This window comes from Gardnerella vaginalis (genome assembly GCF_001563665.1).
In the GTDB taxonomy this organism is placed as follows: Bacteria; Actinomycetota; Actinomycetes; order Actinomycetales; family Bifidobacteriaceae; genus Bifidobacterium; species Bifidobacterium vaginale_A.
The window spans coordinates 45,842-70,366 of sequence record NZ_KQ961857.1 but is presented as its reverse complement, the minus strand read 5'-3'; the positions used below and the strand labels follow the sequence as shown (position 1 = coordinate 70,366).

The 24,525-nt window shown below is 37.0% G+C and carries 23 protein-coding genes and 1 tRNA gene; 21 read left to right on the top strand and 3 right to left on the bottom strand.

What is annotated here, in order from left to right; all coding sequences use genetic code 11:
- Positions 1–78 precede the first annotated feature (78 nt).
- The 5 genes from pflA (at position 79) to HMPREF3230_RS02305 (ending at position 6,220) form a co-directional block, all read left to right on the top strand.
- Complete coding sequence (gene pflA, locus HMPREF3230_RS02325) at positions 79–960, top strand: pyruvate formate-lyase-activating protein (RefSeq protein ID WP_075523367.1); 882 nt, start codon at positions 79–81, stop codon at positions 958–960.
- Positions 961–1,063: 103 nt separating this feature from the next.
- Complete coding sequence (locus HMPREF3230_RS02320; protein WP_075523366.1) at positions 1,064–1,438, top strand: hypothetical protein; 375 nt, start codon at positions 1,064–1,066, stop codon at positions 1,436–1,438.
- Positions 1,439–1,619: 181 nt separating this feature from the next.
- Positions 1,620–3,134: an HRDC domain-containing protein gene (locus HMPREF3230_RS02315; protein ID WP_075523365.1), complete on the top strand. Its 1,515-nt coding sequence runs from the start codon at positions 1,620–1,622 to the stop codon at positions 3,132–3,134.
- Between the two features lie 51 nt (positions 3,135–3,185).
- A complete protein-coding gene (gene tig, locus HMPREF3230_RS02310) occupies positions 3,186–4,544 on the top strand; it encodes a trigger factor (protein ID WP_075523364.1) in 1,359 nt (452 codons plus the stop codon).
- A 233-nt stretch (positions 4,545–4,777) separates the two neighbouring features.
- Complete coding sequence (locus HMPREF3230_RS02305; protein ID WP_075523363.1) at positions 4,778–6,220, top strand: chloride channel protein; 1,443 nt, start codon at positions 4,778–4,780, stop codon at positions 6,218–6,220.
- Between the two features lie 43 nt (positions 6,221–6,263).
- On the opposite strand, the gene HMPREF3230_RS02300 is transcribed toward HMPREF3230_RS02305, so the two are convergent.
- Entirely contained in the window at positions 6,264–7,004 is a 741-nt protein-coding gene (locus tag HMPREF3230_RS02300; RefSeq protein ID WP_230955898.1) for a hypothetical protein, read from the bottom strand.
- A gap of 514 nt (positions 7,005–7,518) precedes the next feature.
- Between HMPREF3230_RS02300 and HMPREF3230_RS02295 the strand changes: the two genes are divergently transcribed.
- The 5 genes from HMPREF3230_RS02295 to HMPREF3230_RS02275 all read left to right on the top strand — a co-directional run bounded on the left by HMPREF3230_RS02295 (position 7,519) and on the right by HMPREF3230_RS02275 (position 11,390).
- Positions 7,519–8,130, top strand: coding sequence for an ATP-dependent Clp protease proteolytic subunit (locus HMPREF3230_RS02295; RefSeq protein ID WP_103043086.1), 612 nt, complete (start codon positions 7,519–7,521; stop codon positions 8,128–8,130).
- A 5-nt stretch (positions 8,131–8,135) separates the two neighbouring features.
- Positions 8,136–8,834, top strand: coding sequence for an ATP-dependent Clp protease proteolytic subunit (locus tag HMPREF3230_RS02290; protein WP_075523362.1), 699 nt, complete (start codon positions 8,136–8,138; stop codon positions 8,832–8,834).
- 145 nt (positions 8,835–8,979) lie between these two features.
- Positions 8,980–9,053: transfer RNA gene (locus tag HMPREF3230_RS02285), tRNA-Arg, on the top strand.
- A gap of 190 nt (positions 9,054–9,243) precedes the next feature.
- Complete coding sequence (locus HMPREF3230_RS02280) at positions 9,244–10,557, top strand: Na+/H+ antiporter NhaA (RefSeq protein ID WP_075523361.1); 1,314 nt, start codon at positions 9,244–9,246, stop codon at positions 10,555–10,557.
- A gap of 98 nt (positions 10,558–10,655) precedes the next feature.
- A complete protein-coding gene (locus HMPREF3230_RS02275) occupies positions 10,656–11,390 on the top strand; it encodes an LOG family protein (RefSeq protein WP_082266251.1) in 735 nt (244 codons plus the stop codon).
- A gap of 88 nt (positions 11,391–11,478) precedes the next feature.
- Here the strand turns inward: HMPREF3230_RS02275 and HMPREF3230_RS02270 are convergent, their stop codons facing one another.
- Positions 11,479–12,567 (bottom strand): succinate dehydrogenase/fumarate reductase iron-sulfur subunit, encoded by a 1,089-nt coding sequence (locus HMPREF3230_RS02270; RefSeq protein WP_075523359.1) that lies wholly within the window; start codon positions 12,565–12,567, stop codon positions 11,479–11,481.
- Positions 12,568–12,654: 87 nt separating this feature from the next.
- On the opposite strand from HMPREF3230_RS02270, the gene HMPREF3230_RS02265 reads away from it, so the two are divergent.
- From HMPREF3230_RS02265 to era, 6 genes are all read left to right on the top strand, one after another.
- Positions 12,655–13,452 (top strand): 16S rRNA (uracil(1498)-N(3))-methyltransferase, encoded by a 798-nt coding sequence (locus HMPREF3230_RS02265; RefSeq protein ID WP_075523358.1) that lies wholly within the window; start codon positions 12,655–12,657, stop codon positions 13,450–13,452.
- A 91-nt stretch (positions 13,453–13,543) separates the two neighbouring features.
- The gene (locus tag HMPREF3230_RS02260; protein ID WP_075523357.1) at positions 13,544–13,906 is read left to right on the top strand and encodes a histidine triad nucleotide-binding protein; all 363 of its coding nucleotides are present in this window, start codon (positions 13,544–13,546) and stop codon (positions 13,904–13,906) included.
- Between the two features lie 3 nt (positions 13,907–13,909).
- Complete coding sequence (locus tag HMPREF3230_RS02255) at positions 13,910–15,109, top strand: PhoH family protein (protein WP_075523356.1); 1,200 nt, start codon at positions 13,910–13,912, stop codon at positions 15,107–15,109.
- Positions 15,110–15,195: 86 nt separating this feature from the next.
- Positions 15,196–15,735, top strand: coding sequence for an rRNA maturation RNase YbeY (gene ybeY / locus HMPREF3230_RS02250; protein WP_075523355.1), 540 nt, complete (start codon positions 15,196–15,198; stop codon positions 15,733–15,735).
- Positions 15,736–15,968: 233 nt separating this feature from the next.
- Positions 15,969–17,345 carry a hemolysin family protein gene (locus tag HMPREF3230_RS02245; RefSeq protein WP_419471021.1) on the top strand — a complete coding sequence of 459 codons (1,377 nt, stop codon included), beginning with the start codon at positions 15,969–15,971 and terminating at the stop codon, positions 17,343–17,345.
- A 131-nt stretch (positions 17,346–17,476) separates the two neighbouring features.
- Complete coding sequence (gene era / locus HMPREF3230_RS02240; RefSeq protein WP_082266238.1) at positions 17,477–18,634, top strand: GTPase Era; 1,158 nt, start codon at positions 17,477–17,479, stop codon at positions 18,632–18,634.
- 92 nt (positions 18,635–18,726) lie between these two features.
- Here era and HMPREF3230_RS02235 read toward each other — a convergent pair whose 3' ends face one another.
- Positions 18,727–20,766, bottom strand: a complete 2,040-nt coding sequence (locus HMPREF3230_RS02235; RefSeq protein WP_075523354.1) for an AMP-dependent synthetase/ligase — start codon at positions 20,764–20,766, stop codon at positions 18,727–18,729.
- Between the two features lie 326 nt (positions 20,767–21,092).
- On the opposite strand from HMPREF3230_RS02235, the gene HMPREF3230_RS02230 reads away from it, so the two are divergent.
- The 5 genes from HMPREF3230_RS02230 to HMPREF3230_RS06505 form a co-directional block, all read left to right on the top strand.
- Complete coding sequence (locus tag HMPREF3230_RS02230; RefSeq protein ID WP_075523353.1) at positions 21,093–21,710, top strand: 50S ribosomal protein L25/general stress protein Ctc; 618 nt, start codon at positions 21,093–21,095, stop codon at positions 21,708–21,710.
- A 176-nt stretch (positions 21,711–21,886) separates the two neighbouring features.
- The gene (locus HMPREF3230_RS02225; RefSeq protein WP_419471020.1) at positions 21,887–23,038 is read left to right on the top strand and encodes a branched-chain amino acid aminotransferase; all 1,152 of its coding nucleotides are present in this window, start codon (positions 21,887–21,889) and stop codon (positions 23,036–23,038) included.
- Between the two features lie 51 nt (positions 23,039–23,089).
- Positions 23,090–23,857, top strand: a complete 768-nt coding sequence (locus HMPREF3230_RS02220) for a trimeric intracellular cation channel family protein (RefSeq protein WP_075523352.1) — start codon at positions 23,090–23,092, stop codon at positions 23,855–23,857.
- Between the two features lie 61 nt (positions 23,858–23,918).
- A complete protein-coding gene (locus HMPREF3230_RS02215) occupies positions 23,919–24,236 on the top strand; it encodes a hypothetical protein (RefSeq protein ID WP_075523351.1) in 318 nt (105 codons plus the stop codon).
- A gap of 15 nt (positions 24,237–24,251) precedes the next feature.
- A partial coding sequence (locus HMPREF3230_RS06505; RefSeq protein WP_196489631.1) for a hypothetical protein occupies positions 24,252–24,525 on the top strand: 274 nt, incomplete at its 3' end.

Below are 24,525 nucleotides of genomic sequence, written 5' to 3'. Positions count from 1 at the left end.
TGTTTATAAACCGCCGGAGTGAGTATTATTGCTTCGGCGGTTTATACCATATTTTGCGGAATATAGGAGGGCAGCTTAATGGCTGATAATACAGCGTTTCGAACTACAACGCAGCATATGCTTAAAGAGTCGAAAGAGTATGCCCGACAGACTTTAATGGGTGGGCTTTCCGGTTTTGAATCTCCAATTGGATTAGACAGAAAAGATCGTTTAGCAGCTCTCAAAACTGGCGATATTGGGTTCGTGCATTCGTGGGATATTAACACTTCTGTTGACGGACCTGGAACTCGTATGACAGTGTTTATGAGCGGCTGCCCGCTTCGCTGCCAATATTGCCAAAATCCTGATACTTGGAAAATGCGTGATGGCAAGCCAGTCTACTTGGATGCGATGATTAAAAAAGTAGACCGTTATCAAAGTCTTTTTAAAGCAACAGGAGGCGGAATTACTTTTTCTGGTGGAGAGTCCATGATGCAGCCTGCTTTCGTATCTCGAGTATTTCGCGCTGCTAAAGAAATGGGCGTGCACACTTGCTTGGATACTTCCGGATTTTTGAATCGCAATTATACGGACGAAATGATTGAAGACATTGATCTTTGCTTGCTTGACGTTAAATCTGGCACTGAAGAAACGTATAAGAAAGTTACTGGTGGCTTGCTTCAGCCAACTATTGACTTTGGTCAGCGATTGGCGAAGGCTGGTAAGAAGATTTGGGTGCGTTTTGTGCTCGTTCCAGGTTTGACTGACAGCGAAGAAAATGTTGAAAAAGTTGCTGAGATTTGCGATTCGTTTGGGGATGCTGTTGAGCATATTGACGTTCTTGGCTTCCATCAACTAGGCCGTCCAAAGTGGCATGAGCTCAGAATCCCGTATCCTCTTGAGAATCAAAAAGGACCTTCTAGAGCTCTTAAAGAGCGAGTTGTAAACCAGTTCAAAGATCATGGTTTTGTAGTGTACTAGATTGAACCTCGATGCGTTTTAGGCAATTTTTGCGTATTTAATTGTTTTTTTGAAGGATTTTTGTATAATTATACAAATACTTTTTTAGAGATAAGGATACGCAATGAAGCGCAGAATAGGTTGTTGGATTGCATTAGCTTTTGCGTTTGCACTAGCTATTTTTGTGCGGTATAGCGATAGATATGGTTTTACTAGCGCGATTGTTATTTTCGCTATTTTGCCGCTAATTTTATTTCCGATAAACATTGTTGCATCTTTCGATAAGAAACTTCTTATTGAAGTGCCGATAATATCAATTTTAATAACTTTTGTTTTAGAAGTTTTTACTTTCAAATCTGGAAATGATTTTGCTGGATATTTTGGATACCTTCTTCCAACGCTTATATTATCAGCAGTTGCATTTACTCTTACTAGATTCCTTAAAACTAAGCTTGTTAAACGCATAAATGACGAAATAGCAAACAATAAAACAGATTGATTATTTATTTGATTTTTTATTTTTGAATAGTCGTAGTTGTGTGCGAAAGTTGAAGCCGTGTTAAAAGATGCGTAATCTATAACACGGCTTAAATATTTTTTACAGATATTTTGCAAAAATTGCAAAGTAAGATGTAAAAAGCGTAAGAATTTGGCTAAAGCATGCAAATCGGGAGGCGTACTTGTTCGAGGAACCAAAGCTCTTAAAAGAGCCTAGAGAAGGAGTTCCAGAAGTCATTGATACGCTTGAAGCATATAAAAAATATTGCAGTTTGTTGACTGAAGGCTCTGGACCTTTGGCTGCAGATGCTGAGCGAGCTTCAGGTTTTCGATATAGTCATGAAGATTGGTTGATTCAATTCAAGCGCAAAGGTGCAGGAATTGGGTTATTAGATCCAATAGAACTTACAAAACTTGGAGCCGATTGGAACGAATTTAACAAGGCAGTAGGGGATGCGCCTTGGATTATTCACGATTCTATGCAAGATTTGCCAGGATTTTTCGACATTGGTTTACGCCCACGTGCTTTATTTGATACAGAAATCGCAGCTAAATTACTTGGAAGAAAGCGTTTCGGATTAAGTTCTGTAACTGAATATTATTTGGGATTGACTCTTGCAAAAGAACATTCTGCAGCGGACTGGTCATATAGACCTCTTCCTAGAGATTGGCGAAATTACGCGGCTTTAGACGTTGAATTGCTAATCGAATTAGAAGAAGTGATGCGTGCTGAACTAAAGAAACAAGGTAAGCTTTCTTGGGCTGAAGAAGAATTTGCACACTTGTTGATAGCTGGAGCAAAAAAGAAAGCTAAGCATCCTCGTCCTTGGCTTCGAATATCTCATATTAGTGTTCTTATGCACGATAAAATCGGCTTAATGATAGCTAAAGAGCTGTGGCAAAAGAGAGATGAGCTTGCTAGACAATACGATATTGCTCCAACTCTATTGCTATCTGATGCTGCAATTATTGAAGCAAGTAAGCGCAAGCCAAATAATTCAAGGTCTTTCCGCTCAATACGTATTCTTAATGAGAGAGTTCGAATTCATACTGGTTGTGAGCAAGATAAGATGTTTGAGCGATATGCTCCAATTCAGCGTAAAATTAAGCCCAATGTCTGGAAACTTGTTATTGAAAAAGCTATTTCTAAAGCTAAAAGTGGCATAGATGCAATGTCTATTGACGATGATTCAAGTGATTGTAACAACTCTAATAACTCTAATAACTTTTATAGATGTTTAGTAAATTCTTCTAGCAATCATGCTGATTATGCTAATCATGCTGATACTAGATTTTACAGTGATAGCGAAAATTATAAAGATTCTGAATCTTCTAGAGATCATATTAAAAATAATGAGAATATTGCGGATGATGAGCATGTTGAGCATAAAAATATAAGTGATTTTGAGAATTCTTTTGAGCAAGATTGTCAATGCGCTCCCAAATCAATGAAATACTGGCGTGAGCATCATCCTAATCGTTTTGCAATATTGCAAAAAGTGAAAGCTGTTGTTATGAGAATCGCTGAAGATACCCATACGCCTATGGATGTTTTAATTAAACCGCAAATAATTCGAAATCTTTGCTGGAATGATGATATAAAAAATATTGATGTACGTTTATTCCTTATTGAGCAGGGAGCTAGAGTTTGGCAAGTGGATTTAATTTCTGAGTCCGTGACTCGCGTTATCATATAACGGTTGTGCCATACGGCAGAGATAAGAAAACGTAATTTCAGGAGCGCAAGCGTGAAAATCAGCGTCAGGAATCTTGAGCCAACTAAAGTTAAGCTCACCATTACCGTAGAACTCGAAGAATTCAAGCCTTACTTAGATAAGGCCCGTAAGGAAATCGCCAAGCAAATCAACGTGCCTGGTTTCCGTAAAGGTCATGTACCTGGAAAGATTGTAGATCAGCGCGTAGGCTTCGCAGCTGTTGCCGGTGAAGCTGTGAATTCTGCTGTTCCAGAGCTTTATTCTCAAGCTTTGGAAGAAAAGAAGATCAGTCCTATGGATCAGCCAGAGTTTGAAGTGCAAGAAGTGCCTGAATCAGCTACTGGCGAAGAAAAGTTAAAGTTCGTTGCTACTGTTGAGCGTCGCCCAGAGTTCAAACTTAATAAGTTTGATGGTGTAGATATCGAAGTAGAAAAGCCTGAAGTAACTGATGAAGATGTAAATGCTCGTCTTGAAGCATTGCGTCATCGTTTCGCAACTCTTGTTGGTGTCGATCGTCCAATTAAGAAGGGTGATTTTGCCAATATTGACTACACTTCTTCATTCGGAGATGAAGTAGTAGCGAGTAGTGAAGGTGAAAGCATTGAGGTTGGAACTCATCGTATTCTTAATGAAATGGATGAAGCTTTGGAAGGTCTTTCTGCTGGCGAAGAAGCTATTTTTGAAACCGATCAGTACAAGAACAGCAAGCATGAAGGCGAAAAAGCTCAAGTTAAGGTTAAAGTTAATTCTGTAAAGACACAGGAATTGCCAGAACTTGACGATGATTTCGCTAAAGAAGCTTCTGAGTTTGATACTTTAGATGAGCTTAAAGAAGATGTACGTAAGGCTTGCGAACAGTCTAATGAAGGTCGTCAAGCAACTATTGCTCGTGATGCTTTTATTGCTAAGATTCAGGAAGAAGTTGAAATTCCTGTACCAAAGGGCGTAAAAGAAAAGGCTGTTGCTGAGCATCTTAAGGGTATGACTCCAGATCCTGAGAAAGCTACTAAGGATCAGAAAGAAGAAGCTGAAAAGGCTGCCGAAAAAGAACTTCGTGATCAGATGGTGTTAGATGCTTTAGCTGAGAAACTAGATGTATCAGTTTCGCAAGCTGATGTCACTAATTTCCTTATTTCAGTTGCACAGCAGTATGGTATGGATCCAAGTCAGTTCATTAGCGCGATTGTGCGCAATGGTCAGCTCGGTTCAGCTGTTCAAGAAGTTGCTCGCTCTAAGGCGTTAATCGCTGGTATGCGTGCAGTAAAGTTCGTTTCTAATGGTGAAACGATCGATTTGAGTGCTTTCCTTACTGAAGATGATGGTACTTCTGAAGAGGAGAGTGTTAAAGCTGCTTCTGCTGCAGCTGAAGTAGCTGATGAGCTTTCTAAGTAGAAGTAACTAAGTTCTACGTTACTTAAAAGTAACTGTTTTTAAGTAAGACCTAGCGGAATTATTTTCTGCTGGGTCTATTTATTTTTATTTATTTTATTTATTTTTTGCCTATAACTCTTATCTTTATTTATTTATTTATTTATTTATATATTCGTTTTCGTATATTTGTAATGTAATCTCATGTAAATATGATCTTCAATTTGATCTCATATAATTTAGTGAAAGTATAAATAATGAAAAGTACTATCAAAACTAATGTGAAGAATCGCAGTTGCAATAGTAGAACAGTGCTTTTTAAGTTTTTAAATTTTGCTTTCTTAGCTTTATCTGTTATTTTTATTGGCATTCTCACTGGTTTAGGTGCGACTCTTCTTACATTCATTCTTTATGCAGTACAATACATTGCTTTTGGATCAATCGAATCTGCTAAAAATACTGTATTTTCATCTCTTCCTTGGTATCGTTACGTGCTATCTTGCACAATTTCGATGACTATTGCTGGCGTATCTTGGTATTTTCTTCGCAAAAGAGAAAATCCTCCTCGTATTGTCACAATCCCTCAAGCTGTTTTCGGAAGTGTTATGCCAATTTTTTCTACTATTGCGCATGTTTTGTTGCAAATCGGAATTGTTGGTTCTGGAATTTCAATAGGCAGGGAAGTAGCTCCTAGAGAATTAGCTGCGCTTATTGCTCAGCGTTACAGCAGTGTTTTTCATATATCTTCTAAAACTCAGCGCGTACTTATTGCATCTGCTGCTGGCGCTGGTTTGGCTGCAGTGTATCACGCTCCTTTAGCTGGAAGCGTGCTTGCTTTAGGATTACTTAGTAAAACTCAAGGTTTTGGTTTTTACGCATGGCTAAATCGTGAAAATGGTTCTGTAGTAGCTAATGTAATTAAGCATATTTTGCGCTCTGATCGTTTGTATTGCTTGCCTTTTGCGCTTTCTATGAATTACGTTGCTGCTTTTGTTGCTGAATTTTTAATGCATCATTCTAGATACTACAATATTTCTCAATTTTCGTGCGATATTTCTTGGCAAATTTGTGTTTTGGCTGCTGTTGTAGGTTTAGTGTGCGGTTTAGTTGGTTACGTTTTTCGCTTGTGTATTATTTGGTGTCGTACTCATGCTTTGCGTGGCATAAAAATGTTGTGTTTTATGCCAATAGCCGGCTTAACTATTGGTATTGCAGCTTGCTGGTTTCCACATATCATGGGAAATGGTAGATCACTTTGCCAACTTGCATTTTCTGTGTCTAGTTCTCCGCATTTTTTAGCTTTCTCGAATATTATGATTATTTTGCTGATTCTTGCAATAATGAAAATGGCTGCTACTTTGCTTGTTTTGCGAGCCGGTGCTTCTGGAGGCATTCTTCAGCCGAGTATTTCAACTGGAGCTTGTATTGGGCTGATTGTAGGCATTGTAAGCATGAAACTTCCATTTATTTCTAGCTTAGTATTAAGTCAGCCTAATGCATTGATTTTGGCTGCTATTTTTGGTGCTGCAAGCTTATTGACTGCTAGTAGAAAGTCATTATGGTTTGCGCTTTTGCTTGTAGCTCAATTAGTAAACGTTTCGCTTATTGTGATTGTTCCTATGGCTGTAGCTTGTGCTGTTTCTAGAAGTATAACGTTTCTGTTCGCAAAACTCTTCGAAAATAAAAATATGCGCCTTTGATATTTGTTTATTCAACGAGTAGCAAAAGCGCATATTGTATTATTTAGTTATCGATAAAGTCATCTTTAAAAATAACACTGTCATCATTATTTAAGAAAGTATAGTGTAAATGTATTGGAGAAATGACTTTATTTTTAGCTTCTTCAACTTCTGGAAACATATTTGTTAGTAATAGTCTGTCAGAAAACTCAGCTTGAGTCTTTGAAATTCCATAGTCAGGTACACGATCTGTGAATTTAATAGTTATATTTAGGTCATCTCCTTTAGCGTCAAATGTTGCGGATACGTCATCGTCACCCCTCTTTTCAAAGCTGGATGGGTGACAATGAAAATATTCCTCTATGTTTGCGCTTTTTTCTGCAGAGCAATTGTAATTTGGTTTAAAAGTTTTTACGATTGCGCTTCCAATAAGTGTTAGTGCTAAAACAGCAGCGACAATTAAAGCGATCATTTTTTTGCGATTATCTACTAGTATCGCATTTACTAAACTTGTTGTTCGTTGAATAACGTTTTTATATGTTCTTATTAGATTATCTCGGTTTATATAAGTGCTTATTGGATTATTGTTGTTTTGATAACTGTTGTTTTGATATCCGTTATTCATATAGTTATTGTTTTGGTAACTATTGTTTGCATAAGTGTTGTTTTGATAAGTGTTATTCGTATAAGCGCCGTTTTGGTAAGTGTTTGTTGGATTTGTGCCGTTTGGGTATCTGTTGTTTTGATAACTATTATTCATATAGTTATTGTTTTGATATCCGTTGTTTTGATATCCGTTATTCATATAGTTATTGTTTTGGTAACTGTTATTCGTATAAGTGTTATTCGTGTATCCGCTGTTTTGATATCCACTATTTTGGTAAGCGTTATTTTGGTAAGAGTTGCTCTGATAAGTGTTTGTTGGATTCAAGTTGCTTGCGTTGTAAGTGTTAGTGTTGTTTGTATTGTCAGTATTGTCAGTGTTGCTTGCGTTGTCGGTATTGTTAGCGTTGCTTGTATTGCTTGAACTATTAGTGTAGATATTGCTATTATTGCTGTTATTTTGTTCTGCATATTGAGGATAATTGTTGTTTTGCAAGTTGCTAGAATCCATGACTTCTCCTCTATGAGTGAATTTACAGTCATAAAAAAATATACTAAATATTTCATGCTAAATCTATATAATAGTTAAATAATTATTTGTATTGTATGTAGAAATTCAGTGTGGAATATTTCGCTGATTTCATATCCGCAATATTTTCTATACAGTCACGCGCACACGATAATGTAGAAACAATTGACAAATGTAAGGAGATAAAGTGAATAATCTGTTTACGTCTTCTACTGTTATGCAACAGGATGAAGCGCCAGCCCAAACAGATTCGATTTTTAATCGATTGTTAAAGGATCGCATTATTTGGCTTGGCTCTGAAGTTAAAGATGAGAATGCTAATATCATATGCGCTCAAATGCTTATGCTTGCTGCGCAAGATCCTAAGAAAGATATTTGGCTTTACATAAATTCTCCAGGTGGTTCTATCACTGCTGGTATGGCTATTTACGACACAATGCAGCTTATTGAGCCAGATGTTGCAACTATTGCTGTTGGCATGGCTGCTTCTATGGGACAGTTCTTGTTAAGTTCTGGAACGCCTGGTAAACGTTTTATTACATCGCATGCTCGTGTTCTTATGCATCAGCCTTCTGGTGGAGTTGGTGGAACTGCTACTGATGTTAGAATCAATGCTGAATTGATTATGGATATGAAGAAAACACTTTCTGAACTCACAGCTAAGCAAACTGGTCATACTGTAGAGGAAATTTACCGTGACAATGAATATGATCATTGGTTTAATGCACAACAAGCTTTGGAATATGGTTTCGTAGATAAGATTGTAACCACACCAGCTTCAATGCGAGGTGAGGAGTAAATATTATGGCAAGTGAAGAAGCAAAGTTTGTGTATCGCGCTCAGCGTTTAGCTGGTTATGAGGGTATTTCTTCTGCTCAGCGTTTTAATAACCGTTATGTTTTGCCTCAATTTGGTGAGCAAACTCCTTATGGAATGAAAACGCAAGATCCGTATACTAAGCTTTTTGATGATCGAATAATTTTCATGGGTGTTCAGGTTGACGATACGTCTGCCGATGATATCATGGCTCAATTGCTTGTGCTAGAAAGCATGGATCCTAATCGTGACATTATGATGTACATAAATTCTCCTGGTGGATCTATGACTGCTATGACTGCTATTTACGACACTATGCAATATATAAATCCTGATGTTCAAACTGTGTGCTTAGGCCAGGCTGCTTCTGCTGCTGCAATCTTGCTTGCTGCAGGTACTGCAGGCAAGCGCATGATTTTACCTAATGCTAGAGTTTTGATTCATCAACCAGCTATGGGACAAGATTTTGGTAAAGCAACTGAAATTGAGCTTCAAGCTAAAGAAATGCTTAGATTGCGTGAATGGTTGGAAAATACTCTTGCTAAACATACTGGTCAAGATGTTGAGCGTATTCGCAAAGATATTGAGGTAGATACTATTTTGACTGCACCTCAAGCAAAGGAATATGGAATTGTTGACCAAGTTCTGAAGCATAGAGATAAAACTTATACGCAGCAGAATTTGTAAAATAATATAAGTAGAAGAAATCTAGAAAATATACATATAAAAACACAAGCTTTGCCGACACGCCGAAGTTTGTGTTTTTATCTTATAAGTTGTATATTAGTCAAGTTGCCGGAAACGAGAACAATGTGTTTGAGTTCGGTAATATGCGCCAGTAGCCCAACGGATTAGAGCATCTGACTACGGATCAGAAGGTTGCAGGTTCGAATCCTGTCTGGCGCACGCGTTAGACGTAGATTTTGACTGCGTCTTTTTTTGTTCTTATTTCAATTCTCATTTTGGGGAATAGCCCGAATAACCTTTATTTCAACTCGCTCTGTTTATCCCTCTAAGTTATACTAAATAATGCAAAATTAAAGTGTTTCGCATATTGCTTTTTGCATAATGGTTTTGTGGAGGAAATATTTACAATATGATACGGCGCAGTTTGCTAACAGCTCGCAATATAGCTAATAATGAGCGAATATCTGGCTTGATTATGCTTGGTTTTGCTTTAGCTGGATTATTGCTTGCTAATTTGCCTTTTACGTCAACTATATTTGAATCTGTTTCTCATACTCAAATTGGCATACCTTACACTAATATTTCCATGTCTATTGGCCATTGGGTGCAAGATGGTGTTCTTACTATTTTCTTTCTTACTGTAGGACTTGATTTAAAGCATGAATTAGTAGCTGGCTCTCTTTCTGATCCTAGAGCTGCAGCTATGCCTATGATTTGTGCAGTTGGTGGTATGATTATGCCTCCAATATTATTTGTAGGAACAGTTACACTTTTTTCTGAATTTCATGCAGGTCAAGAAATTATGCGCTTGACTTCTGGAGCGTTGCCTTCTCTTGCAATGGTGCGCGATGGATGGGCTATTCCTACAGCAACCGATATAGCATTTTCTTTAGCTGTATTAGCGTTATTTGCGGCATATTTGCCTAAATCCTTAAGAGCGTTTTTAATGACTTTAGCTACAGTTGATGATTTGCTTGGTATTGCTTTAATTGCGCTTTTCTTCTCTTCATTGAATGATTGGTATTGGTTTGTTGGCGTGCTTGTTTGCGGATTGCTTTGGACAATGCTAGTTCGATTGAAAAGAGTACCTTGGCCGCTTGTTGCGATAGTTGGTATTTTTGCATGGATTATGATGTATCAAGCTGGAGTTCATCCAACTCTAGCTGGTGTTATGGTTGGATTGTTTACTCCTGCTCATCTAGTACATGGTGAAAAAACTTTGCGCGCTGAAAGATATCGTGAGAAAATTCAGCCTCTTTCTTCATTATTTGCTTTGCCTGTGTTTGCGCTTTTTGCAACTGGCGTTCATTTTGAAACTTTTACATTAGAATTGTTTATTTCTCCTATTGTTATTGCAATCACGATTGCTTTAGTTATTGGTAAGCCTCTTGGGATTATGCTTACAGCTTGGGTTGCTAAAAGTTTTATTGGATTGAAAGTTCCAGATAAGTTACGAGTATTCGATTTATTGCCTACAGCTTGTGCATGTGGAATTGGATTTACTGTATCTTTGTTAATAGCATCCTTAGCTTATAGTGATGCTGACCTTTCTGGAGAAGCGAGATTTGGAGTATTGGTTGCTTCTCTTATTGCTGCTGGAGTTTCTGGATACTTACTTTCTGCGCAATCAAAGGCAATGCATAAGAGGAGCTTAAAAAATTCAAAAGATAATAATTCTGGCGCTAAAAATGAAGTTTCGAGAAATAATGAAGTTGCGAAGTAATGAAGTTAAAAAGTAATGAAGTTAAAAAGTAATGTTTTAGCTTGTTGTTTTAAGGAGTGAATTTTTTGATAGCTAAAAAATCTCATGATGTTGAGCAAATGGATAAAGCGTATTATAGAGGTGCATCTGTGTTAAAAGGTCCAATGATTCCTAGTGAAAGTAGTACTGAAACATTGTTAAAGCACGATTCGAATTTTCAAGCTAATGACGAATCTTGTTTGCGTTGCGAAGACCCTTGGCGAGTTCTGCGTATACAAGCAGAATTTGTTGATGGTTTTGACGCGCTTTCTAAGTTAGGTTCTGCTGTAAGCGTATTTGGTTCTGCTCGTATTAAGGAAGATGAGCCGGAATATAATGCTGCACGTATTATGGGCGAAGAAATTGTAAAGCGTGGCTTTGCTGTTATTACAGGTGGTGGACCTGGAATTATGGAAGCAGCGAATCGTGGAGCTAACGAGGCTGGTGGAACTTCAGTTGGGCTTGGTATTGAACTTCCTCATGAGCAAGGTCTTAACAAGTGGGTAAATCTTGGTATGCAATTTCGTTATTTCTTTGTGCGTAAAACAATGTTTATGAAGTATTCTTCTGGGATTATTGTTTGCCCTGGCGGATTTGGAACTATGGATGAGATGTTTGAAGCTTTAACTCTTGTTCAAACTCACAAAGTAGCTAGTGTTCCAGTAGTGTTGTTTGGTAGTTCATATTGGAAGGGACTTACAGATTGGTTACAAAATAGCGTTATGCAAAGAGGTTTGATTTCTTCTATTGATCCTAATCTTTTTGCTATTACAGATGATCCTTTACAAGCAGTACGTATAGCATGTAGAGCTTAGATTATTTTAAGTTGAGTATTTAACTTTGAGCCTTTTGTTATCGCTTATAACTATTACAGATGCGAGAATGTTAGTTGATCTTTGATTTTTAAGATTTTTCGTTTGCGAGTGTAGTTAATTGCCAAATTTCTTCGCCTATATCGATTCCTCTAGGGCATTGTTTTGAGCATGCTCTTACTGATTGGCATGCACTTATTCCGTCTGCGCTATTTATTAAATCCAATCGATGTTTTCCAGCATTATCTCTCGAATCGTAAATAAATCGTGCAGCGTTAACTAAAGCAGCTGGTCCAATGAATGCTTCTCCGCTTGCATATATAGGGCAAACTCCTTCGCATGCTCCACATAAAATGCAATTACTTAAAAGCTCAAATTTTTGAAGTTCTTGAGGATTTTGCAAAAACTCAAGAATGTTAAGATTTCCTATATTATTTGCTTGTAAGTAAGGTTCTAAGCGTTTTATTTGAGAGATCATTGGTGTGATATCGCATATTAAATCTCTTTGAACTGTAAATCCAGAAAGTGGTGAAAGTTCAATAATTCCAAAATTATTATGCGTATTCTTTAAATAAAGCTTTTTATTAGTGATTGAATCATCTGCTGAATTAGTGGTTGAGTTAGTGGTTGAGTTAGTGTTATCTAAGTCATTAGTTGAGTTATTAGTTTTAGATCCTGTTTTTCTAAATCCATGAGATTTAATTGTTGAGCTTTCAATTGTGTTTCTAGCATGTTCTCTAATTGTTGCAGTGCATAATAACGTTGGCATTCCGTTTACGTTTGCAGCATCTGAACCGCATACTCCATGACCGCATGAGTATCTGAAAGCTAGAGTTGGATCTAAAGTACGTTTAATTTTAAGAAGACAATCTAAAATCGTATCATTTTCATGAGCACAAATAGTGTAGTCTTGAATCCAATGTTTTCCTTGAAGCTTTTTGTTTTCAGACTCATCTAATTTTGAAAAAGGATTATTGTGCTTTGTTTTTGCGAATGGGTTTTCCTTATGTTTTCGTTTATGTACTTTATTTGTGGATTGTGTATTTGAAAACTCTTGTTTTACATGTTCTTGATTTTCGAAATTAGATGTTATAGGTGTAAAACGAGATACGCGCAAAGTAAGTACCAAAGCATTATTATCTTCGCTTTGAATAGTTTTGCGATTGTACTCTTTGCACATCTAATATCCTTCCTTATTCTATTTCTAGTTTGCCACAATCGTTGCACAGAATAAATCCTTGGCTGCTCCTCAGGTTAGGCTTGAACTATGACTGACGCTTTATTTTTATTAGATATTGATCACGATGATGCACCTATGCTTGCAAATGGCATTGAAGAAGGTTGGACTTTGAAGTTGCCTGATCGCATAAAACGTCATGCTATTAGCGCTATGAGATTGAGTGTTGGTGATGATTTGCAACTTTCAGATGGTAAAGGCTTGCGAATTCGTGCTACTGTTACGGATGAAGAAAATGGTTTAGTTCGTGTTAATTCTTTTTTGCGCCAGCCTCGTACAAGTACTCGTTTAGTTCTTGTACAAGCACTAGCTAAAAGCGGATCTGATGAGCAAGCAATAGATATGGCTACTCAAATTGGTGTTGATGAAATAATTCCATGGTGTGCAGATAGATCTATTGCAAAGTGGAAGCAAGGTCGAAGTGACAAGCGTTGGAGTAAAGTACTACAATCTGCTAGTGAACAATCTAGAAGAGCTTGGATACCTGAACTTAAAGATTGTGTTTCTAGTAAGAATATTTTGTCAATATGTAGAAGAGCTTGCGTTTACGGTAATTTAGTTGTTGTTTTACATCAAGATGCAACTTGCTCATGGAATAAAATAGAGTCATATGTTAATTCTCTTACAGAACGTTGTCTTTGTGATGGTCGCGAGCGCTCAGTTTATGTGCTGGTTGGTCCTGAAGGCGGAATCAGTGATGATGAAGTGAATAGTTTTGTTGACGCTGGTGCTAAAACTTGCGTATTGGGATCTAATATTTTGCGCGCATCTACTGCTGGTCCAGTAGCTTTATCTCTGCTTTCTTATGCATTAGGAAGATATGAGTAAATGGCATGTTTTTGTGTAAAATAGTAAGAAGTGTGCTAATAGCATAATTATTAAGTATTTGTTATATGAAAATAATCTATAGGGGAGAGTTATGAGCGATTCGGTATGCAATAATGACAATGATTGCATTTTTTGTAAGATTATTTCTGGAGAAATTCCAAGTACTAGAGTGTATGAGGATGATTGTGTTGTGGCTTTTAAAGATATAAATCCTCAAGCTAAAGTGCATGTTTTGATTGTTCCTCGCAAACATTATGAGAATGTTTTTCAGCTTGCAAATAATGATTCTTCAACTTTGGCGCATATTGTTGAAGTAGCTCAAAATATTGCAAACGATGCTTTTAATGGACAGTATCGTCTTGTGTTTAACACTGGTATAGCTGCTGGTCAGACTGTTTTCCATGTTCATGCACATGTGTTGACTGGCGAAAAACTTGTAGAAGGTAGTTTGTAAATCGTGGTACATACTACAACGCGAATAGTGCAAATTCCTGATGAATTAAGTTCTGTTGCTGTTCTTGGTGTTGCTGACGCTGGTTTAAGAGAAGTTGAACATGCTTTTGCTAAATTAGATATTAGTGTACATGGTAAAAGTGTGAAAATTGTTTCTCGCCAAGCAGCTTTTGAAGAAGATGCTTCAAAAGCTGAGTATGCTATACAGCGAATGATTGATGCTGCGTATGAGCGTCCAATGGATGCTTATTCTGTTAAGCGTATGCTTGAGAGAGATATACTTAAAAATTCTGAGCATAATGTTGGTTTGGCTCATATTGGTCATAATGGTGGTGTTTTAGATAATTCTTTTGTGCCATCTTTAAGAAACGAGTTTTCTTACATAAAAAGTGATTTATTTGATTCTGATCGTGACTCAACTAGGAAATCTTTGAATCGCAAAGCTAGAATGTCTAAAGGTGTAATCACTTTTGCAAGCGGCTATCCTGTGCGAGCTAAAACTCAAGGTCAAATGGCTTATATTCAAGCAATGGATTCTAATATTGTAACTTTTGGTATTGGCCCTGCTGGAACTGGTAAAACGTATTTGGCTGTAGCTAAAGCTGTTAGAGCATTAGAAGATGGGCGTGTTCGTAGAATTGTTCTCACTAGGCCTGCTGTAGAAGCAGGTGAGAGTTTAGGGTTTTTGCCTGGTACTCTTAACGATAAAGTTGATCCATATTTAAGACCTCTTTATGATGCTCTTTCGGATATGTTAGGTGCTACTCAATTGAAGCGTTATCTTGATGAGAATGTTGTAGAAGTTGCTCCTCTTGCTTATATGCGTGGGCGTACGTTAAACGATGCTTTTGTGATTTTAGATGAAGCACAAAATGCCACTGTTCAACAGTTGAAAATGTTTCTTACTCGTCTTGGTTTTAATACTACGATGGTAATTACTGGAGATATTACGCAAGTTGATTTAGCTGTGCCTAAGTCTGGTTTGCTTTCAATTGAACGAATTTTGAATAGTGTGAAAGATATTTCTTTTGTACATTTACGTTCAGAAGATGTTGTTCGTAATGCTTTAGTTGGAAGAATTGTGGAAGCTTATGATCGTTATGATTCTATTTTAGAGCGTAAGAAGATTGAGCTACGTCAGAAATCTCAAGAACTTAAAGAAGTTAAAGAATCAAGCGAATTACAAGAATCTAAAGGGATCTAAAAGAATCTAAAATTATTTTTAGGAATCTAATGAGTCGTTTGTTGCAAAGATATATTTTGCTACTTTTGAGAGGATAGTAAATTATTATGAGCGTTGATGTAATGAATGAAACTGTATGGAATATTGATTCTAAGATTTTCTCAGATTTAGGCATGTGGGTTTTACAAAAAATGAAAGTAAGTACTCAATCTGATTTGTCAATTACTTTCGTAGATCCTGAGCCTATTGCAAGTTTGCATGAAAGATGGATGAACTTAGAAGGTCCAACAGATGTTATGAGTTTTCCTATGGACGAGTTGACTCCTGGAAGTGATGATAAAGTATCTGAAGGGATGCTTGGTGATTTAGTGATATGCCCTTGGGTTGCACAGCAACAAGCTTTAGCTTCAAGTCATAGCACTATGGAAGAAATGTTGCTATTAACTATTCATGGAATACTTCATCTACTTGGATATGATCACACTACGCCTGATGAAGAAAAGCAAATGTTTGGTTTGCAACGGCAATTATTGCTTACTTTTTTTGCTGCTCGTTCTGGAGAACTTTATGATGCTACTCTTCCAGATGGCGTTGTAAATGAGTTAGAACGATACGAGCTTGAGCATGCAAAAGATAGTAAAAGATAGTAATCGATAATAGGAATAGTAAACGATAGTAAAAGATAGTAAGCGCTTTTTGATTTTTTGATTTTTCGAATTTTTTGTTTTTCGTCCGATTTACTAGGATTTAAATAAATCAATAAAATACTTAAAGCTTAAAATAAAATATAATAATAAAATAATTTTACTTAATCTAGGCGATGATAACAGTTATGAGCATATTGAAAAATCTTACATTCCATGCTTTTCCTACGCTATCTATGAATATGTGGATAATAGTTTTTACTTGTGTTGTAATAGCTGTGTGCTTCGTGTGGCTTTCACTTTCAATGGCTGCTGCAGAGGGTGCAATACCGCGAGTAACTCGTGCAAGTTTGAACAATATGGTGATTGAAATTCAAACTAATGAAGATGAAATTAGTGCTATTGTTCGTATGCGTAAAATTGCGAGAATACACAGAGTAAAGCGTTTAATTTCAGATCGCTATGCTGCATCTAGCGCGTGTGTTTTTGTAAGAATTTTTTGTAATGTTTTAGATGGAGTATTGATTGCGTCCCTTGCTAGTGTTTTTGATTCTCCATTATGGCTTACTGTTCTGCTAGGTGTTATTGCATCAATATTAGTTGCTATCGTATCTTTATTTGTAAGTCCTAGAACTGTTGGAGCAGCTCAGCCTGTTGCAAAGCTTATACGATTATCTCGTATTGTTTCTATTGCGATTGCATTAAATCCATTTGTTCGAATTACCAATGATGTAGATATTTCGCGAAAAAAACATACGGATCTTTCAGAAGATGAAGCATTAGAAGACATACAGAGAGATCAAGCTAAAGCAAGTATCGATCGGCTAGTTGAAGCAAATGATTTTGATCCAGAAGTTTCAGAAATGATGAGGAATGTTCTGACTCTTTCAGATACTTTAACTCGCGAAATCATGGTTCCTCGTACGGATATGATTTGTGTAAAAAGTGATGAAACTTTGGAAAACTTCCTTAAATTATGTTCTCGCTCAGGATTTTCTAGAGTTCCTGTTATCGGCGATTCTGTGGATGATTTAGTAGGGATTGCATATTTGAAAGATGCTGTGCGTGCTACAGTATTTAATCACGCTGCTTCATTAAGACCTGTTTCTACTATTATTCGTGAACCAATGTTTGTTCCTGAATCTAAGCCTGTTGATGATTTGTTCCATGAGATGCAACGTATCCGTCAACACGTAGCTGTCGTAGTAGATGAGTATGGCGGTATCGCTGGTTTAGTTACAATTGAAGACGCTATTGAACAAATTGTTGGTGAGTTAGAAGATGAGCATGATCGCACTCAAAAAGCTGATCCTGTTGAAGTAAGCGATGGTGTGTGGCGTATGCCTGCTCGTACTCCTATTGCAGATTTAGAAGATTTGTTTGAAGTTCATATTGATGAAGATGATGTTGATACAGTTTTTGGATTGCTTACTAAATTGCTTGGGAATGTGCCTATTGTTGGCTCAAGCGCAGTAACTAGGGGTCTTAAATTAACTGCTGTTGATTCTGCAGGCAGGCGTAAAAAAGTGTCTACTATCCTAGTTGAACGCGATGTTCAAGGTTTGCAAGAAACTAACGAAGAACAAGATAATAGTGAAGATAAAACGATATAAACTGTAAATAAGTAATAGTTTTGATAAAACTGTAAATAAGTAATAGTTTGTGTATAAGTTAAGTGTTTAAGTAATGTATTTAGGTAATGTGTCTATTAACTTAAGTTAAGTATTTATGTAAGGTGTATTAGATGGATAGTGTGAAAGATGATTATATGAATAATGAAAATTATTTAGACGATAAAAAGTCTAATGAAACAACTGATTTAACTTCATTTGATTCAAATTATTCAAATGATTCTATTAGTGATAATTTAGATGAATCCGATAATAATATTGTTGATGACGATGATATTTTCTCTAATCTTGATTCTTCTACTCATGTAACTATTTCTAATAATGATTTTCATGGATATCGTTCAGGATTTGTGGCAGTAGTTGGGCGCCCAAACGTTGGTAAATCTACTCTTATGAACGCTTTAATTGGTACTCATATTGCAATTTCTTCATCTAGACCTGAAACTACTCGTAAAGCAATTCGCGGAATTGTAACTACACAAAATGCTCAAATGGTAATAGTTGATACTCCTGGTATTCATAGACCTCGCACGCTTTTAGGTCAGCGTTTGAATGATATTGTAGATGAATCACTTTCAGATGTTGATGTTATTGCATTTTTACTTCCTGCAGATCAAGAGATTGGACCTGGAGATAGAAGAATTTTAAGTCGGCTACGTGCTGATTTTGCGAAAAAGGATGATTCTCTTAAATGGTCGTGGAAAATCCCTGTTATAGGTATAGTTACGAAAATTGATACTTTGAATCGCAGTGATCTCGTTTCTCATCTAATAAAAATTCAAGAATTTGCTGATTTTACAGATATTGTTCCTGTGAGCGCTATTGAAAATGACAATGTAGATGAAGTTAAAAAAGTTTTGATTGATAATCTTCCAGAAGGTCCACAAATGTATCCTGAAGATCAGCTTAGCGAAGAAAGTCCTTCAGAGATGATTTCAGAATTGATTCGTGGAGCCTTTCTTGAAGAGTTAGATGACGAGTTGCCTCATTCGTTGGCTGTAGTTGTTGACGATATTGTGTATCCAGGAGAAGATTTAGAAACTAAATACAATGATTCTAAAGCTCACGTACTCGTATCTGTATATGTTGAACGTGATTCACAAAAACCGATTATTATAGGTCATCGTGCTGAGCATTTAGTGCGCGTTAAGAAGCGTTTACGTACAGCTGTTAATCGTATTACAGGTTTTAAAGCTGTTCTTGAGTTGCATGTTAAAGTTGCTAAAGGTTGGCAGAGTGATCCGAAGAAACTTGAGCGACTCGGATTCTAAGTGTTTTGCAAAATAAAGTGTTTTGCAAATAAATAGAGGAGCAGATAAATAACTTATTTGCTCCTCTATTTTGTATTAGAAAATGTTAATATTTATTTTTTACGAGAAGTATACATCTTTGTGTTAAGAAGAGTTGAATATCTTTTAATAACACGAGGGCGAATTATTTTCATAGATGCTGTTAATAAACCATTTTCTTGAGTGAATTCTTCTGGCAAAATAATGAATTTGCGCACAGATTCAGCTCTAGAAACACCTTCATTAGCTAGATCTATAAACTTTTGTACTTCAGCTCTTACAACAGCGTTATTTGACGCGTCTTCCATGCTCATAGTTGCATCAAGACCCTTATTTTTAAGCCATCTACGCAACGTTTCTTCATCTAAAGTAACTAATGCTGAAATAAATGGACGTTTATCTCCAAGTACTAAAGCTTGAGAAACGATTTCGCAACGCTTAATTATTTCTTCAATAGGACTTGGAGCAACATTCTTTCCGCCTGCTGTGATAATCAAATCCTTTTTTCGCCCTGTAATGTAAAGGAAACCTTCATTATCAATTCTTCCGAGATCTCCTGTAGCATACCATCCGTCTTGCGTGAAAGATGTTTCAGTTGCTTCAGCGTTCTTGTGGTAGCACTTAAATACGCATGCGCCTTTAATCTGAATTTCTCCATCATTTGCGATTCTCAAAGTAAATCCAGGGAATGCGATTCCGACTGAGCCTTCTCTAAAAGGCACTCCTAGAGGGTTGAATGCGCATGGAGCTGTTGTTTCTGTTAATCCATATCCTTCATATACAGGTACTCCTGCTCCTCTAAAGAATGAAAGAAGTTCTGGATCTAGTGGTGCTCCGCCTGCAACAATCCAGCGAGCGCGCCCGCCTAAAGCTTGACGAAGAGGGTAGTAGACCATAGGATCATATGCTGCGCGTCTTGCTTTAGTAAGAGCTTTAGCGCTACCGTACTTCGCAACTTCTTTCATATATTGTTGAGCTGTAACGACAGCTCCTTGGAATGCAAGTCCTTTTACGCCATGTCCAGCTTTTTGAGATGCAGCGTTATAAACTTTTTCTAGAACTCTAGGAACTACAATCATTACAGTTGGTTTTGCAATTTGTAAATCAGATATAAGAGTTGAAATACCTTGAGCAATATAGATGCGTAAATTACTTGCAACAACTATGTAATTGATTGCTCGAGCGAATGAGTGTGCTTGTGGTAAGAACAACAACACAGATCCGTTTGGTTCGCTTAACAGTTCAGGTAAATATGTTGGCAAATTCAATGCTGTAGTGCAATAGTTTTCATGCGTCATTTCCACGCCTTTAGGAGCTGCAGTAGAACCTGAAGTGTAAACAATAGAGCACAAGTCAGTCTTTTTTACGGAATCTATGCGCTCGTCAAGCTCTTCATCGCTAACAGAATAATCAAAAGCTTGAAGTTCTGCTAATCCTCCTGTTTCAACGCAAATAATTCTTTCAAGAGTAGGGCAATCCTCAATAGCGCCATCTGCTTTATCTCTCATTTCCGTAGTTCCAACAATAAGGAATCTGGAATCTGAGTTGTTTACAATATTTCGAATTTGTTCAGGAGAGTCAGTGTCGTAAATAGTAGCTAACACACCTCCACATGCCATAACAGCTGCGTCAATAACATCCCACTCGTATGATGTTTTGCACATTAGAGAAACAGAATCACCTTTTTGTAATCCATAATGGATTAAACCTTTAGCAGCTTTTCTTACTTCTGAAAGAAACTCATTCGCTGTTTTAGTAACCCATTGATCTGAATTTTTATAAGTGTAAAGTGGTTCATCTCCCATTCTTGAAGCTCTATTTGCATACAAATCATATATGCTTGTGCCTTCGTCAAGAGGCGGATTTCCTTGAGTGCATGTAGTTAATAAGCCTGTTTCAGGATCTAACATTGTTGTAGTTGGCATATCTGGACCCCATTCATCAACGCGTGGAAGAAGTGGGTTGCCATTAGATTCTGATGTGTTGTGTAATTCTGGATAGTCTGGACCTCCAGCACGGTCATCGCTGACAGGATGTGCAAAATTACTTCCGATTCTGAGTGCTTTTCTCGCTAGATCGTATGCCTGTTGTTGGAGTTTATTAAGGACGGACACGTCTGCTCCTTCATCATGCCGAAAACGGCTCCCTGTAAGCGCATTGTTTTGTGCGCTTGTATTGTTAATAACTATGATAATAGCTCCAGTGCTCAAGTACTATTGTCAATTGCTACAATATTTTGTTTTATATTTTATAAAACGATTAGTCTTAGCTTATGTTTATACTTACAAAGTTGCTTTGGCGAGGGAATAGTGCGCGTATTTTTAATGTATGCGTTTTAACAAGTTCCGTTATCGACTGGGCTGATAGCCAACTTATGGTGGTTTTCGGCGCGTCGGTGCGCCTGAAGCTGGAATAATAACCAGACCATAAGGAGACCGATATGGCTACAAAAATTACTCTTGAAGGCAGCGTACGTAATGAATTCGGCAAGGGTGTTGCTCGCCGTTTGCGTGTAGCTCAACTGATTCCAGCTAGTATCTATGCTGGTGGAGCTGAACCTACACATGTTACTCTTCCTATGAAGGAAACAACTTTAGCTTTGCGTCACGCAAATGCATTGTTCACAATTAAGTTTGGAAATGAATCTCGTATTGCTGTTGTTAAGGATGTTCAGCGCAATCCTGTAAAGCGCATCGTTGAACACGTTGACTTCTATGAAGTTAAAGCTGGAGAAAAGATTGATGTTGAAGTTCCAGTCTTCGTTGAAGGAACTCCAAAGGGTGCTGCTGTTGCATTCATTGATGTTCAGGAACTTAAAGTTCGCGCAGATGTTGCTAATTTGCCAGAGCGCTTGGTTGTTAATGTTGATGGATTAACTGATGGAACTAAAGTTTTCGCTAAAGATGTAAAGCTTCCTGAAGGCGTTGTGCTTGATATGGACGGCGAGGAATCTGTTGTAAGCGTTACTGTTCCTGAAGATGCTGCTACAAGTGAAGAAGCTGAAACTCCGGCTTCTGCCTCTGCAGCATCTGATGCTCCAGCATCTGACGCTAAGTGATTTAATAACAGTAATCTAAATACTTTTTAGAATAAATTAGGCTTGCATGATTAATTCACGCAAGTCTAAATTTATTGTTAATAGTATTCGTAAATTTCGCAATAATTTATAGAATTATTAGAAATGGATTCATGTGCTTTAAAGCTTTAAAGAAAGAGGAGAAAATGTCTGATTCAATGATAGAAGCAAACTCATTATTGGCTCAAGAAAATCATTATAATGCTTGTGATTTAGACGATTTAGCAAGCAGATTTACTGTCCTTTATAATGATAATCTTGTGAGCGATTCCAAGCGAAATGAACTCATAGATAAGCCTTCTTTTGGAGAAGTTTTTTCTGATAGTATGGCTCACATGTCTTGGACTAAAGGAGAAGGATGGTCAGACAGGCGAATTGAGCCATATGCTCCTTTGAAAATGGATCCAGGATCTGCTGTTTTACATTATGCATTAGAGTGTTTTGAAGGTCTTAAAGCATACAAGCGCAAAGATGGGTCAATATGGCTGTTTAGACCTGATGTAAACGCTGAAAGATTCAAAAATTCAGCTCGCAGACTTTATCTTCCAGGGCTTCCTATTGACGATTTTCTTGGTTCAGTTGCAGCTTTAGTTAGAAAAGATAGAAATTGGGTTCCTTCAAGAAGGGAATACACGCTTTATCTAAGGCCTTTCATGTTTGCTTCTGAACCATTTTTAGGAGTTAGAGAAGCCAAAGAAGTTGATTATTGCGTTATAGCTTCTCCATCTGGACCATATTTCAAAGGTGGTTTGAAACCTGTAAGCATTTGGATTGAAAATCAATGGTTTAGAACCGGTCCAGGAGGAACAGGTTTCGCTAAGTGTGGTGGTAATTATGCTGCATCATTGCTTGGAGAATATAAAGGTATTGAGCATGGTTGTGAACAGGTATGTTTCGTTGATGCTGCTACGAAAACATACTTGGAAGAACTCGGCGGAATGAATGTATTTGTACTTTATAAAGATGGTATATTGAAAACTCCTTCTTTAACTGGAAACATTTTGCCTGGAGTGACACGTCGTTCAATTATTGAACTTGCTAAAGATCGTGGTCTTGAAGTAGTTGAAACCATGATTTCTTTAGATGGATTGCTAAATGATATTCGATGCGGAAAAGTTAGTGAAGTATTTGCTTGCGGAACTGCTGCTATTGTAACTCCAATCGGAAAATTTAAATCAGAAGATGGAGAAGTTGAAGTTTCTGGAGGAAAGATTGGTGAATTAACTAAATCATTGCGAGATGAATTACTTGGTATTCAACTTGGAGAAGTTGAAGATAAGCATAATTGGATGTGGAAAGTTTGCGATTAGATTTAAGTTAATAATATTTGTTTTCTAAAAAATTATTGCGAAAGGAAATTTGTGGAAGGGGCATTAGGCGATAATATCTTTTTCCTTGTTGTTGAGTATGTGGCAATGGGATGTTGCGGAATGGTTGGTGGAATGTGGGCGATACGCAAAAAATATGATCTTTTTGCCATTATTACAACTTCTTGGATTACAGCTCTAGGCGGAGGTATTGTGCGCGATGTTTTATTAGGCGCACTTCCTCCAGTTGGTATTTCAGATCGCGGATTTGTTTTAACAGGTCTATTAGCAGGTGTCATAGTAGCAATTGCTCATCCTGAAATAGAAAAATGGAAATGGTTTATGCTTACTCTAGATGCGCTCGCTCTAGGTCTTTTTGCTGTTAATGGTACTGCTAAAGCTTTAGATTATGGTATGTCTGGTATGGCATCTGTATTTTTAGGCATGTTTACTGCATTAGCAGGAGGCTTAATCAGAGATATGATGCTTAATCAAGTGCCTGTTGTTGTAAGAGATAAACATTGGTACGCTTTTCCTGCTGCAATTGGATGTGTATTAACTGTTTTTGTTTGGAAGTTTGCTCATTCTAGAGCGTTTGATGTTACTACAGAGATGATTTTAGATACTTTTATTGTGATTATTGTTGTTTTAATGCGAATTATTTCTGTAAAATTTGATTTAACTTTATTAGGCGCTGTTAAAAGAACTGAGGCTATTAAAGTGCGTGCTCCTAAAATTAGGATGCATGCGCATAAGATTCGTTTGCATAAGAATAGTGAATCAATAGATGAGAAAAAGAATAGCAATATTAAAAACATATGATAGTAATGCTAGTTAAATGCTAAACTAAAGATATTATTGCTGTGCGTGAAAGGTAACAGTCATGTCGCTAATAGAGATTCTTATAACAGTGATTGCTTTTGTATTATCTTTAGTTATTGGAATTTATTTCGCTGGAATACCTTTAAGAATGTCACAAATGACTAAAATGCAAAATATTATTCAGCAAGTTTTGAGTGTTGTTTGCATTGTGCTTGCAATAGTTTTGTTTATGTTGAATATGAAAATTGCAACATTATGCGTGATTTTTGCGTTGTGTTTTGGAATGTTTGTTGGAAAGATTCCTCCAATTCATAGTTGGCTTCTAAGTCAATTCCCTTATATGTTTTTGAGCAATAATGATCCTAGACGTAAAAATTAGTTGATTGTGAAGATTGTGGCAAGAAAATCTGCTGATTCTTTGAGTGATTCTGCTTATATGGGTAATAGTGATTCTGCTCAGGATTCGTTTATTAGCGCGAGAAGTCTTATTAGAGCAGGATTTTTGCGACCGGATTCAGCGAGAGATGCAATAGAATCAATTTTAAAATCATGCGAATGCATATCTTATGAAATATTATTTAATTGTCTTAACGTAGTTGAAGATCCGGATGCAGCGATTTTATCTTTGAGGGATCTAGCTAATATTTATCCAGATGTTATAAAAGACA